The organism is Erythrobacter sp. 'gip.4 top 5' (assembly GCF_056495765.1).
Map to the genome: position 1 here is coordinate 1,790,462 of NZ_CP200270.1, position 12,721 is coordinate 1,803,182.

Consider the following 12,721-nt stretch of genomic DNA (forward strand, 5'->3'; position numbering starts at 1 on the left):
CACCCACTATCGGACGTTCAAGCGGTCTGCAGTCGTCCCTAAAACCGGACGGTCACCGCTCAATCAAACCCCACAAACCGCGCCGTCTCATCCACCGGCCTGCGCAACGACACCACCGCATTGGCCGGAAAGTCGGGATCGGGCCACCCCATCGCGACCGCTTTCATGATCACCTGATCCTCCGGGATGCCAGCATGTTCGCGGACCACCGGCGATTGCATGATGCCTTGCGAGTTGATCACGCAGCCAAGCCCGCGTGACCATGCCGCGTTGACCAGCGCCGTGGTCACCGCGCCGCAATCGAACGCGGTATCGTCGCTGCCGGAAAGCTCGCGGTCGTAGGTGACGATCACGCACACTGGCGCATCGAATTGGCGGAAGCCACGCAGCACCCAGTCCTGCCGCGCGTCCTTGTCCTCGCGTCCGATCCCCATTGCGCCGAACAGTTGCTTGGCAACTTCGACCTGCCGATCACGGTGGACGCCGGCGAAGGCCTCACCCCGGCGGAATTCGCGGCTGTCGGGGGCGCCGGCGAGGATGTTGTCGGTGTTGCCCTTGCGGATGCGGTCCAGCGGCTCGCCGGTGATGACGTGAAAGTGCCAAGGCTGGGTGTTCATCGACGTGGGCGAGCGCATGGCGAGGCTCAGCACCTCTTCGATCAGCGCGCGCGGTACGGGCTTGTCGAGGTATCCGCGGATGCTGCGCCGGCCGCGGACGATCTCGGCGTAAGTCTGGTCAGGCGTGCCGCCCATGATGTCTCTCCCGAATCTGGTTTCGGGAAGGGGTTAGCGCAGGGCGGGCACGCCTCAAAGTCCGTTACAGCTTCGCAGGCGGCTCAGGCGGCCTTGGCGAGGTTCATTTCCAGCCGGTCCCAGATCTCCACCAACGCCAGCGTCAATTCGTCCATCATGGCATCGGTGTGGTGCGGGCCGGGAGTAAAGCGCAAACGCTCGGTGCCGCGCGGCACGGTGGGGTAATTGATCGGCTGCACGTAAACGCCGTATTCGGCCAGCAGGATATCGCTGATCTTCTTGGCACGCACCGGATCGCCCACCATCAGGGGGACGATGTGCGTGACGCTGTCCATCACCGGCAAGCCCGCTTCGGCAAATTTCAGCTTGAGCATCGCCGCGGCGCGCTGCTGCGCGTTGCGCTCGACCGATGAGCCCTTCAGATGCCGAACCGAGGCGAGCACGCCCGCCACCAGCACTGGCGAAAGCGAGGTCGTGAAGATGAAGCCCGGCGCGTAGGAGCGAATGCAATCCACCACCTTGCTGCTCGACGCGATATAGCCGCCCATGACGCCAAAGGCCTTACCCAGCGTGCCTTCGATAATGTCGATCCGGTGTGCGGCATGATCGCGTTCGGAAATACCGCCGCCGCGTGCGCCATACATGCCGACCGCGTGGACTTCATCGATGTAGGTCAGTGCGTTGTACTTGTCGGCCAGGTCGCAGATCGCGTGGATCGGGGCGACATCGCCTTCCATCGAATAGACGCTTTCAAAGGCGATCAGCTTGGGCGTGTCGATGTCGACCGAAGCCAGCAGTTCTTCAAGGTGCGCGACATCATTGTGGCGGAACACCCGCTTGTCGCAGCCCGAATTGCGGATGCCGGCGATCATGCTGGCGTGGTTCAATTCGTCCGAAAAAATGACGCAGCCCGGCAACAGCTTGGCGAGCGTAGACAGCGTCGCATCGTTCGAAACATAGCCACTGGTGAACAGCAGCGCTGATTCCTTGCCGTGCAGGTCGGCAAGTTCGTTTTCCAGCTGGATATGCAGATGCGTATTGCCGCCGATATTGCGGGTGCCGCCGGACCCTGCGCCCACATCGTGCAGCGCGGCTTCCATCGCGCCGATCACCTTGTCATGCTGTCCCATGCACAGGTAATCGTTCGAGCACCATACGGTGATCGGTTTGGGTCCGTTGTGACCGTGGAAACAGCGCGCATTGGGATAGGCGCCCTTGTTTCGCAGAATGTCGATGAAGACGCGATAGCGGCCTTCTTCGTGCAAACGGTCGATCGCGGAATCGAAGATCTGGTCGTAGTTCACTCGCGACTCTTTGTACTGGGGCGGGGGATGTCTGATCCTGACCCGCGCATTTGTTCCGAACGTCTGCGCTCTTAACCCACAAAGCGCCTAAACGTTTCGTGTGTTTTTAGGTCAGGGTAATCGCATTTGCCACAGCGATGTTTGCGAGCGCTTCGCAAGGCGTTGCCTGTCAGAGTGCCTAATCAGAACGCTTCGGCAGTTCCAAAGCCGCGCTGCGCGAGCGCGGCCTCAAGCCCGGCGGTGCCGGCGAGCGGACCGGTAACGACAAAGCGATTGGCCTGAAGCCTGCCAAAACTTTGCCCTTCGAGCAGATCGGCGATCCGGCGAGCAATCCCTTCCGCGCCGTCGACTTGCCGCACGTCAGTTCCGAAAGCAGCGGTAATTGCTGCGGAAAGCAGCGGGAAGTGGGTACAGGCGAGCACCAACGTATCGATCGCCTCGCCGCCCGGCATCGCGGCAAGCCGCGCGTGAACATCCGCGAACAGCGCCGGATCAACGGCCTCGCCGCGCAACTTGGCTTCGGCGGCAGCGACAAGGCGGGGGGCCGCGACCCGCAACAGGCGCTTGTCGCCCGCAAACCTGGCTTCGAGGCTGTCGACATAGGCCTGCCGGATGGTTGCCTCGGTACCGACCAGGCCGATGGTGCCGGTCTGCGTCAGGGCGGCGGCGGGCTTGATCGCTGGCACCGTGCCAACCACCGGGATTTCCAGCACATCGCGCACCATGCCCAATGCGATCGTGCTGGCGGTGTTACAGGCAATGCAGACAAGCCGCGGACGAAACCGTTCGGCCATGCGCCCAAGCAGGCCAGAAACCCGCGCGGCGATCTGGGCTTCGGTCTTGGTCCCGTAGGGCAAGCCGGCAAGATCGGCCGCGTAAACAACCGGCGCGTTCGGCAGCACCCGGCGCAGCGCGTCATAAACCGTCAGTCCGCCGACACCGGAATCGAACAGCAGAATGGGGGAGGACGGGTTATCCGACAAAAAAACCTCCGTTCATTCTGATCTTGCCGAAGGGTCGTCTTCCTTTTGGCATAGCGGGCGTTAGAAGAACTGCCGAGGTTGGGCAATGCCCAGCGACGCTGCCGACACGTTCAGCGCAAACGGAATGGGGTTTTGATGGAATTGGTTTTGGCCGCGCTGCTTGGCTTTGCCCTCGGCTCGATCCCTTTTGGCCTGATCCTGACACGCGCGGCGGGCCTCGGGGATGTGCGCAATATCGGCAGTGGCTCGATCGGCGCGACCAACGTGCTGCGCACCGGGAACAAGGGGCTGGCGGCGGCGACAGTGCTGCTGGATGCCGCCAAGGCCGCCGTGCCGGTGCTGGTGGCGGGGGCTGTGTGGCCAGGGACGGAAGGCATCGCAGGCGTGGCGGGCGTTGCGGCGGTGGCTGGACACTGCTTCACGCCGTGGCTTGCCTTCAAAGGGGGTAAGGGGTTTGCCAGCGCCGCCGGGGCACTGGCCGCCTTGGCCTGGCCCGCGATGCTGGCCTGCGCCGCGATATGGGCGATCACGCTGTTTGTCAGCCGGATTTCCTCGGTATCGTCAATGGTGACTGTCATCGCTGCGCCCCTGGTCGCCTGGGGCTTGGGCTATTCGCACGTCATTGCGCCTCTGATTGCGATTGCCGCCATCGTTATCATTCAGCACCGCGCCAATATTGGCCGGCTGATGCGAGGAGAGGAGCCGCGCATCGGCTCCTCCGGCAAGCCGTAATGCAGAGGGGCATCTGATGGAGCAGCAGGGGTCGCAGCCGGTGCTCAGCCAACAAGAAGCCTTCGCACGCATCCGCCTGCTGCGCTCGCCCAACATCGGCCCGGTGAGCTATCGGCAGCTTATGGCGCGCTTCGGCACGGCGGCGGTGGCATTGGACGCGCTGCCCGACCTCGTCAGCCGGGGGCGGGGGTCGTATCGCCCGGCCAGCGCCGATAGTATCGAGCGCGAGGTGATTGCCTTGCGCAAGGCGGGTGGACGTTACCTTTTTCATGACCAGCCCGATTACCCGACGCTTCTGGCCGAATTGGACTCAGCGCCGCCCATCGTGACGTGTCGCGGGCGATTGCCTTTGGCGAGCGCGCCTTGCGTTGCACTGGTCGGGGCGCGCAACGCCAGCGCCGCAGCGGTCAAGCTGGCCCGCGATTTCGCCAGCGCGTTGGCTGAGGCAGGTATTACCGTTGTTTCAGGTCTTGCACGAGGTATCGACGGAGCGGCGCATGAAGGCGCGTTTCCCGCCACCATCGGCGTGATCGCCAGCGGCATCGACATCGCCTATCCGCCGCAGCACACCGATCTGCAGGAACGCATCGCCACTCAAGGCTTGTTGATCGCGGAACAGCCGCCGGGCACCGAGCCGCGGGGCCGGCACTTCCCGTCACGCAACCGCATTATCGCAGGCCTTGCTTTGGGAACCCTGGTGGTCGAAGCCGCGCCGCAATCGGGCAGCCTGATCACCGCGCGGCTGGCGGCAGAGGCCGGGCGCGAGGTCATGGCGATCCCCGGATCGCCGCTGGATGCCCGCGCAGCGGGGTGCAATCATTTGATCCGCGAAGGCGCGGTGCTGGTGCAAACACCCGACGAAGTGATCGAATTGCTGCAAGGCTTCACCGGAGCGCCGCGATCCCGCTTTCGCGTGTCAGACGGAGGCGCGGATTTCGACTATGCGGAATTGAGCAAACTGCAATGGGGCGAGGCGCGCGCCGATCTCAGCGGGGATATTGCCAACCTGTTGACGAAGGCGCCCATCGCGGTTGACGAACTGATCCGGCAATCAGGGGCGAGCGCCGCTGAGGTTCACATGGCACTGCTGGAGCTGGAACTCGCCGGCGAGATTGAGCGCGAAGGCAGCGGATTGGTGCGGCGAGGGGCGTAAGCGCCGCCTCGCCGCATTCAGGCCTTTACGAGGCAGGCGGGACCACGACGCCGCAGGCCATCCGGTCACCGCTTGACGCCATGGCCATGTAATCATCGGGCCCTGCGTGGATCATCACAGCCGTGCCATCGGCATCGGCCAGGGTGTAGGGATAACGCTTGTTATCCGCGCCGCCCACGTTGATCTGCGGCACAAAGATTTCGGCCTTGGCGGTGCCGTCAGCGGTCACTTCGACATTTGGCAGGTCGCCCACATGGTATCCGCCTTTCGTCATGAAGCCATGTTCGGCGCCCAAGGGGTTGTAGTGACCGCCAGCCGCCTTGAAATCGGGCGCGCACATGCCCTTTTCATGCAGGTGCAGCCCGTGCGGGCCCGGCGTCAGGTTCTTGAGATCAAGCACGACCATCACGCCATGCAGCGTCTGGGTGAAAATGGCAGTTCCGGCATCCTTGCCATCGGCTGTTGTCATGCTTGCTGTCCGGGACTCAGCAGGCGCTTGCGCTGCAATCGGTGCCGCGGCCAGCAGGGCGATGGCGGGAAGGCCAAGGGCGCGGATCAGATGGGAAGAGCTCATCGGGATTCTCCTTGATGTTGCACGGTATAAGCCGCTGGGCATGCGGTTGTTCCGAAAGCGGCGGCGGGGCCTGCGCCTTTGTCAGCCTATTCAAGGACGCCAATGTCGCTTGTGTTTTTGGCTTTGCCATTGCCTTGCGACCGCCTGTCAGCCACGGAGAGGCGTATTTCATTGCTTGACGCCAGAACGCCACGCGCTCCACCCTCGCGCGTACACACGTAAGGGACACCACGGCACCACCATGCAGCTTGTCATCGTAGAATCGCCAGCCAAGGCGAAGACCATTGAAAAATATCTCGGCAAGGACTTCAAGGTTCTGGCCTCCTACGGCCATGTCCGTGATCTGCCGCCTAAGGACGGCAGCGTCGATCCCGATGCCGATTTCGCGATGGAGTGGGAACTCTACCGCGACAAGCAAAGCCGCTTCAAGGAAATCTCCGACGCGGCCAAGGGGGCAAGCCGCCTCGTGTTGGCGACTGACCCTGACCGCGAAGGTGAAGCGATCAGCTGGCACGTGCTGGAATTGCTGAAGAAGAAAAAGAGCGTCCCTGCCAACGTGCAGCGCGTGACCTTCAATGCGATCACCAAACAGGCCGTGACTGAAGCAATGGCCCGCCCGCGTGAGCTGGATCAGCCGTTGATCGATGCCTATCTGGCACGGCGTGCGCTGGACTACCTGTTCGGCTTTACGCTTTCGCCCGTGTTGTGGCGCAAGCTGCCGGGTGCCAAGAGCGCGGGGCGCGTGCAATCGGTCGCACTGCGTCTGATCGTCGAGCGCGAACGCGAGATTGAGGCGTTCCGGGCGGATGAATACTGGAGCGTCGTTGCGCGGATGCAGCACGATGGCACCGCGTTCGATGCGCGGCTGGTGCGGTTCCGCGGCAATAAGCTGGAAAAGCTGAGCCTCGGTGCCGAAGGTATTGCGTTGGAGGCCAAGGCGGCAGTTGAAGCCGGACGCTTCACCGTGGAAGGCGTCGAAACCAAGCCGTTGAAGCGCAACCCGGCGCCGCCATTCACCACCTCGACCCTGCAACAAGAAGCCGCGCGCAAGCTGGGCTATTCGGCGCAGCACACCATGCGGCTGGCGCAAAGCCTGTATGAAGCAGGCGCGATCACCTACATGCGGACCGATGGCGTGCAGATGGATATGAGCGCGATCCACGCTGCACGCGATGCCATTGCGGCACGCTTCAGCGAGGATAACCGCCCCGAAAAGCCGCGCATGTACAGCACCAAGGCCAAGAACGCACAGGAAGCCCACGAAGCGATCCGCCCGACCGATTTCACCCGTGACCGTGTGGGCGCAGGCGACGAAGGCAAGCTGTATGACCTGATTTTCAAGCGCGCGATGGCCAGCCAGATGGCAATCGCGCAACTTGAACGCACCACTGTCACCTTGCGCGATGCCACTGGCCAGCACGAACTGCGCGCCACGGGGCAGGTGGTGAAATTCCCCGGCTTTCTCGCAGTCTATCAGGAGAGCTTTGACGACTCCGACGATGAAGATGGCAGCCTGCTCCCGGCGATGAAGGCAGGTGACCTGCCGGCCAAACACGGCGTTGATGCCACCCAGTCCTTCACTCAACCGCCGCCGCGCTTTTCCGAAGCCAGCCTCGTCAAGCGGCTGGAGGAACTGGGCATCGGGCGGCCTTCCACCTATGCCTCGACCATCCAGACCCTGCGGGACCGCGCCTATGTGCGGATGGAAAAGAACCGCTTCTTTGCCGAAGAGTCGGGGCGGTTGCTGACCGCGTTTCTCGAACGCTTCTTCCCCACTTACGTCGCTTATGATTTCACCGCCGGAATGGAAGACGAGCTCGACGTCGTTTCCGATGGGCGCGAGGATTATAAGCTGTTGCTCGCCCGGTTCTGGAAGGACTTCAAGCCCAAGGCTGACGAGGTGATGGAAAAGCTGCCTTCGGAAGTGACCGAGGCGCTGGACGAATACCTGTCCGATTTCCTTTTCCCGCCACAGGCCGATGGCGCTGATCCGCGGGCGTGCCCGCTGTGCGCAAACGAGGGCAGGGAAGGCGGCCGGCTGGCCTTGCGTGGCGGAAAGTTCGGCGCGTTTGTCGCCTGCGCCAATTATCCCGAGTGCAAATTTACCCGCCGCTTCGCCCAGCCGGGCGCGGATGGTGCGGACGGCGCGGATGATGGCGTCATGGGCCAGCACCCCGAAACGGGCGAGGACATCCACCGCAAGACGGGGCGCTTTGGCCCCTATGTCCAGATGGGCGAAGGCGAGACCATCAAGCGCGCTTCGATCCCGAAGGATCTGGACGATTTCGATCTGGATTGGGCGATCAAGCTGCTGGATCTGCCCCGGATCGTCGGCGCGCATCCGGACACAGGGCTGGAAATCGAAGCCAATCTGGGGCGTTACGGGCCGTATCTGCGGCATGATGGGAAGTATGGCAAACTCACCAACACCCGCGAGGTGTTCGAAGTGGGGATGAACCGTGCGGTTGATCTGCTGGCCCAGGCCGCCAATCGCGGCCCGGGCACGCGCACCGCGTCCGAACCCATCGCCACGCTGGGCGCACACCCCACCAGCGGGGGCGAGATCAAGGTCATGCCGGGCCGCTATGGCCCCTACGTCACCGATGGCACCACTAACGCCACGATTCCGCGCGATGCCAAGCCTGAAGAGGTGACGATCGAACAGGCCATCGAACTGATCGACGCACGCATCGCCAAGGGCCCGCCCGCCAAAAAGGGCAAGAAAAAAGCCGCGCCCAAGAAAGCGGCGGCGAAGAAGCCTGCGGCCAAGAAAGCGCCTGCCAAAAAGGCTGCCGCCAAGAAGCCAGCGGCCAAGAAAGCCCCCGCCAAGGCGAAGGCGCCCGCCGCGAAGGCCTGACAACACGACGAACCGAGGCCCGGCGCGGTGCAAAATGCCACGCCGGGCCGCGTTCGTTTGTAAATAATAAAGCATTTGGTCTCTACCACGGTACTCGGAAAAAGGGCGCCCGCCGTGATAGAAATCGAAATCCAGAACGAGACCCATCAGACCCAGAGCCGCATCCGCTTTGCTGCGGTGCCGCGCATCGGGGAAGGGATACGCCTGCGCGAGCCGGACGGCATGTGGGCAAGCTATGATGTGCTCGACGTGTGGTATCAGAAGGCCGAATTTGGCGATGTGTGGATGCCGTACCTGCATATCCGCATGACGCCGGGCGAGGCGGTCGGCACGCTGGACGAAGCTGATCCTTTTTCAGATGATTTCGCCGCAAGATCCTACGAATCAAGCTTTTCGTCTGTAGGCGGAGCGCGATAATCATGCAGAATCTGATCAAGCGCAATTCCGGTCCCAACCGCCGCACCGGCATGCAAGGCAAGACGCTGGCCGAAAAGCTGGCGCAGAACGAGGCGAAACTGGCGGCGGAAGATGTCACGTTCGGCGCTGAAGCCGCGCCGGCTCCGCCCGCGCCTTCTCCCGTAGCCGAATCCGATGATACCGCCGCCATCGTGGCTGCGGCCAAGGCGATGCGAGATCGCTATGCCGGGCAGGCTGCGCCGGCGTCCACGGCAAAGACCTGCCTGATTGTCGATGACAGCCGCGTGATCCGCAAGGTGTCCTCCAAAATCGCGTTAAGCCTGGGCTTCGTACCGGTCGAAGCCGAAAATGGTGAGGAAGCGCTGGCCCGCTGCAAGAAGTCGATGCCCGATCTGGTGCTGACGGACTGGAACATGCCGGAAATGGACGGCATCGAATTCGTCACGAAGCTGCGCTCCATTCCTACGCCCAAGGAGCCGGTGGTGGTGTTCTGCACGTCTAACGGTGAAGCGAAGGACATCCACGATGGCATCGCGGCCGGGGCGGATGATTATATCGTCAAGCCGTTCGACGAAGCGGCGCTGAAGGCGAAGCTGGAGAAGCTGGGGCGGGGCTAAGCCCTCGACCGCCGCGCCCAATATCATGGCATCGCGTTACTTCGGCGCGCTTTTCGCGGCTTGCTCGGCCTCACTTTGCGCTTGGCGTGCATGGGCACTGATGTAGCCGGGATCGAAAGTGCCGAGGATGACGTAATTGCCGTCCTCCTGCCGCTCAAGCACGGCAAACTCGCCTTCGCTTACGCGCAGGCCGATGGCGAAATAGATGTTGCCGATGTGGGTGACCAGCACCGTATTCTCGCCGCTGACACGCGGGATGTCGGCAAGCAGAGCGTTCAATTCCTGCCCTGACACCGTCACTGTCCGTTCGGCGGTGTTATCATGGTGCATCAGCCGCGGTTCAATTTCGTAGCGGCCGAACATGAAGCGCGCAGTCTCGGTCGAGCGGCACATTTCGCTGGAAAGAACGCGGCCGATTGGCCAGCCGATGGCGCTGATGGCTGCGCCGGTCTCGGCCGCGCCCGCCACGCCTGCGGGCGAGAGATTGCGCTGCGCGTTGCAATCATTGGCCGGACGCGAATAGTCATCTCCGCGGGAGGGCACATTGGTGCGTTCATGCCGCATCAGGATGACCAGGCCACCAGCGCGCAGCTTCTCGTTGAGCTCTCTCGTCGACAAGTTGCGGTTTTCGAGCGTGGCGACCGGCTGCGGACCTTGGGCCGCGACCGGCGCACGGCTTGAAGCTGTCTGGGCCATTACCGGCGGGGCAAAAGCAAGAACGAGGCCCGCAAAGGCAAGAGCAAAGCGCATGGATATATACCCCCGGATTGATGGCAATGATGTGCCGAGTTTGAGGGCGGGTTGCAAGCGGTGGTAGCAGGGAATCGATCCCTTCGTCATTGCGAGGAGCCGCTGGCGACGAAGCAATCCATGACTGTAGTTCTGATGAATGGGCTTCAACCTGCTGCGCGTTATCTCAGTTGGGAATGTCAGCTTTCAGGACTTGCTCGTGCTTGGGTCAACGACCGGTAATGGGTGGATTGCTGTCACGAGGTTCCAACCGCTCGACCAGCCTAGGTCAGAAGCGTCATTCTGTAAAACTGATGCCGGAATTTTTACTTCTATTGTTTTCGCTTCTTGGCGGCTTCGAACGCTCGCCTCTCAATTGATTTTGAGAGTTTTTCCATCCGCTTTGCCAAGCGCCAGATCGTATTTACAAGTATTATGCGATCTAGATTCGGTTTGGTCAAAAGAAGCAATGATGTCGCTTCGGCGATGCTTATGGCCGAAAGCGTCAACGGCCCAACCATTCCCGAATTGCTTGGCCCCACAAGCAATACATCCTCTTGGGCTTCACACATGCCCAATAGATCATCCAAGGGACGATGGTTGCTGTGCACATGAAGCGATGCGTGGTTATATAGAGATTTGCTATACTTCCTGTTGGCAAGCTCAGCTAATTTCTCGAAGGTTGGGCGCTTTTGACCTGTAATTGCACAAGCCCATCCATTTCGTCGGTTCAACTCGTCTCCGAATTTTTCGATTGCAAACTCGGCGCGCGCCTTAATGTTTTCATATTCCTCATCTTTTTCAGCCTGATCGCGCATCCTGTTCCAAGTTTGAACACGTGAGTGAGCGAGATACCTTAGGGCGAGCTCTTGTCCTTCTTGGTGGATCAAGGCTGCAACGACGTTCGTTTCGAAAAGAGTACGCCACCGCGTTAGTGTTCCGTCGGCAAATCCGCCTCTAAGCAAACAGATGATTTCAGATGTGACAAGCAACGCTTTGGCATGAAGATGAGTCATCGCCTCAAAAACGTAGTCTTGCTCTTTGGCAGCTTGTGAGCGGCAATGGCCATTGAAAGAAGCCCCAACTTCTTCGCAGGACACCCAAATCATTTCTAATAAATCAAATGCTTTTTTCCAGCGCCGATAGTTTCGCAGTTCAAATCCATTTTGTAATTTCCGCCGCTCTGCGAGCATATCCGATGCTGTTTCATTTAACGTCTTATAGATTGCCGCTCCTGAACTGCTAATTACACTTTCGGCAACTTTCGACAATTGCCTCTCAGTCAGCGCGTTACCGGCTTCGCGGGCTTCGTGCACTATCTTGTCAAATTCACCCTGGAACTCGTCCATCGGCCATGGTGCGCGATGTGAACTTTCAATTTGTCGCTGGTTTCTCATGATCCGGAAAATGTCAGAGAACTTAGCCTGCGGCAATTCAACATGTGAATGGTACTGTAAGATTGATACGTGTTGGTAGCCTTTGAAATCGACTAAAATCGCGGGACGACGAGGTAGGCGCTGATGTCCTCAAAGGCGTCGCTTCCCGAACGGCAGCTTTCGGCGCGAAAATTCGGATAGCGGACTCCCTCACCGCACCCAATCGAGCCCGATTTCTTCGAAAATCTCCTTGTCCTCGGCCCAGTTCTCCAGCTGCTTGACGTGGAGATAGAGGTGCACCGGCACGCCCAGCACTTCGCTCAATTCCTTGCGGGCGGCGGCGCCGATCTGCTTGATGCGTGATCCGCCTTTGCCCAGCACGATGGCGCGCTGCGTCTCGCGGGCGACCACGATCTGCTGGTGGATTTCGATGCTGCCATCCGCGCGCACTTCGTAGGATTCAGGTCGCACCGCGCTGTCATAGGGCAGTTCTTCGTGAAGCTGCTGATACAGCTGTTCGCGGGTGATTTCCGTGGCCAGCAGGCGTTCGGAGACGTTGGAGACCTGATCTTCGGGATACATCCATTCCGCTTCCGGCATCATGCCGGCGAGGTGATCCTTCAATTCGTCAACGCCTTCGCCGTTCAGCGCCGAGACAAAGTAGATCTCGGCAAAATCGACCTTTCCAGCCAGATCCTGCGCCAGCGCCAGCATGGGTTCCTTCTTGGAACGATCGACCTTGTTGATGACCAGGATCTTGCGTTCCGGGCGGCCCGCAAGGCCCTCCAGCAGCGGCTCCAGTTCATGTCGGCGCTGCTTGATCGGATCGACCAGCAGCACGACCGCGTCGGCTGCCTGAGTGCCTTCCCACGCGGCGCTTACCATGGCGCGGTCAAGCCGCCGCTTGGGCGCAAAGATACCGGGCGTGTCCACCAGCACCATCTGCACCGGCACACCTGCCAGTTCATGCAGCGCAATGCCGAGCATCCGCGCGCGGGTGGTCTGCACCTTGGCCGAGGTGATCGCGACCTTCTGACCGACAAGCTGGTTCACCAGCGTCGATTTGCCCGCGTTGGGCGCGCCAATCACGGCAACCATGCCGCAGCGGGTTGCGGCAGACGGAGTAGGGGGTGTTTGTGTCATGCCACGCGCATAGCGATCAGCCTCGCATTTGTCGAAGCCCCGCGTGGGTCTGGCGGCGATTTGGTGCGCGCCCGGCTTGATCAG

Annotated in this window: 12 protein-coding genes; 5 read left to right on the forward strand and 7 right to left on the reverse strand. The window is 61.2% G+C overall.

Annotation, left to right across the window (positions count from 1 at the left end):
• Positions 1-59 precede the first annotated feature (59 nt).
• The 3 genes from ACRANW_RS08570 to murI form a co-directional block, all read right to left on the reverse strand.
• Complete coding sequence (locus ACRANW_RS08570; protein WP_479431392.1) at positions 60-752, reverse strand: nitroreductase; 693 nt, start codon at positions 750-752, stop codon at positions 60-62.
• 83 nt (positions 753-835) lie between these two features.
• A complete protein-coding gene (gene hemA, locus ACRANW_RS08575; RefSeq protein ID WP_479431393.1) occupies positions 836-2,056 on the reverse strand; it encodes a 5-aminolevulinate synthase in 1,221 nt (406 codons plus the stop codon).
• A 182-nt stretch (positions 2,057-2,238) separates the two neighbouring features.
• Entirely contained in the window at positions 2,239-3,039 is an 801-nt protein-coding gene (murI, locus tag ACRANW_RS08580) for a glutamate racemase (RefSeq protein ID WP_479431394.1), read from the reverse strand.
• Between the two features lie 135 nt (positions 3,040-3,174).
• Here murI and plsY point away from each other — a divergent pair, with 135 nt between their 5' ends.
• Together plsY and dprA are read left to right on the forward strand one after the other, a co-directional pair.
• Positions 3,175-3,771 (forward strand): glycerol-3-phosphate 1-O-acyltransferase PlsY, encoded by a 597-nt coding sequence (gene plsY, locus ACRANW_RS08585; RefSeq protein ID WP_479431395.1) that lies wholly within the window; start codon positions 3,175-3,177, stop codon positions 3,769-3,771.
• 16 nt (positions 3,772-3,787) lie between these two features.
• Complete coding sequence (gene dprA / locus ACRANW_RS08590; protein ID WP_479431396.1) at positions 3,788-4,924, forward strand: DNA-processing protein DprA; 1,137 nt, start codon at positions 3,788-3,790, stop codon at positions 4,922-4,924.
• Positions 4,925-4,949: 25 nt separating this feature from the next.
• On the opposite strand, the gene ACRANW_RS08595 is transcribed toward dprA, so the two are convergent.
• Positions 4,950-5,498, reverse strand: coding sequence for a superoxide dismutase family protein (locus tag ACRANW_RS08595; RefSeq protein WP_479431397.1), 549 nt, complete (start codon positions 5,496-5,498; stop codon positions 4,950-4,952).
• Between the two features lie 241 nt (positions 5,499-5,739).
• Here ACRANW_RS08595 and topA point away from each other — a divergent pair, with 241 nt between their 5' ends.
• The 3 genes from topA (at position 5,740) to ACRANW_RS08610 (ending at position 9,389) form a co-directional block, all read left to right on the forward strand.
• Complete coding sequence (gene topA / locus ACRANW_RS08600) at positions 5,740-8,355, forward strand: type I DNA topoisomerase (protein ID WP_479431398.1); 2,616 nt, start codon at positions 5,740-5,742, stop codon at positions 8,353-8,355.
• A gap of 114 nt (positions 8,356-8,469) precedes the next feature.
• Positions 8,470-8,772 carry a hypothetical protein gene (locus ACRANW_RS08605; protein WP_479431399.1) on the forward strand — a complete coding sequence of 101 codons (303 nt, stop codon included), beginning with the start codon at positions 8,470-8,472 and terminating at the stop codon, positions 8,770-8,772.
• A 2-nt stretch (positions 8,773-8,774) separates the two neighbouring features.
• Positions 8,775-9,389, forward strand: coding sequence for a response regulator (locus tag ACRANW_RS08610; RefSeq protein WP_479431400.1), 615 nt, complete (start codon positions 8,775-8,777; stop codon positions 9,387-9,389).
• A gap of 36 nt (positions 9,390-9,425) precedes the next feature.
• Here the strand turns inward: ACRANW_RS08610 and ACRANW_RS08615 are convergent, their stop codons facing one another.
• From ACRANW_RS08615 to era, 3 genes are all read right to left on the reverse strand, one after another.
• On the reverse strand, positions 9,426-10,085 hold the full coding sequence (locus tag ACRANW_RS08615) for a histidine phosphatase family protein (protein ID WP_479431401.1): 660 nt from the start codon (positions 10,083-10,085) through the stop codon (positions 9,426-9,428).
• Between the two features lie 365 nt (positions 10,086-10,450).
• Entirely contained in the window at positions 10,451-11,467 is a 1,017-nt protein-coding gene (locus tag ACRANW_RS08620) for a DUF5677 domain-containing protein (protein ID WP_479431402.1), read from the reverse strand.
• A 237-nt stretch (positions 11,468-11,704) separates the two neighbouring features.
• Positions 11,705-12,637, reverse strand: coding sequence for a GTPase Era (gene era / locus ACRANW_RS08625; protein WP_479431403.1), 933 nt, complete (start codon positions 12,635-12,637; stop codon positions 11,705-11,707).
• Between the last annotated feature and the right edge of the window lie 84 nt (positions 12,638-12,721).

What these genes read in the sequence shown, in the direction of transcription:
- ACRANW_RS08615 (WP_479431401.1), bottom strand. Translation starts at nt 10,085, where the DNA reads ATGGCCCAGACAGCTTCAAGCCGTGCGCCGGTCGCGGCCCAAGGTCCG.
- ACRANW_RS08570 (WP_479431392.1), bottom strand. Translation starts at nt 752, where the DNA reads ATGGGCGGCACGCCTGACCAGACTTACGCCGAGATCGTCCGCGGCCGG.
- ACRANW_RS08595 (WP_479431397.1), bottom strand. Translation starts at nt 5,498, where the DNA reads ATGAGCTCTTCCCATCTGATCCGCGCCCTTGGCCTTCCCGCCATCGCC.
- topA (WP_479431398.1), top strand. Translation starts at nt 5,740, where the DNA reads ATGCAGCTTGTCATCGTAGAATCGCCAGCCAAGGCGAAGACCATTGAA.
- ACRANW_RS08610 (WP_479431400.1), top strand. Translation starts at nt 8,775, where the DNA reads ATGCAGAATCTGATCAAGCGCAATTCCGGTCCCAACCGCCGCACCGGC.
- era (WP_479431403.1), bottom strand. Translation starts at nt 12,637, where the DNA reads ATGACACAAACACCCCCTACTCCGTCTGCCGCAACCCGCTGCGGCATG.
- plsY (WP_479431395.1), top strand. Translation starts at nt 3,175, where the DNA reads ATGGAATTGGTTTTGGCCGCGCTGCTTGGCTTTGCCCTCGGCTCGATC.
- dprA (WP_479431396.1), top strand. Translation starts at nt 3,788, where the DNA reads ATGGAGCAGCAGGGGTCGCAGCCGGTGCTCAGCCAACAAGAAGCCTTC.
- ACRANW_RS08620 (WP_479431402.1), bottom strand. Translation starts at nt 11,467, where the DNA reads ATGGACGAGTTCCAGGGTGAATTTGACAAGATAGTGCACGAAGCCCGC.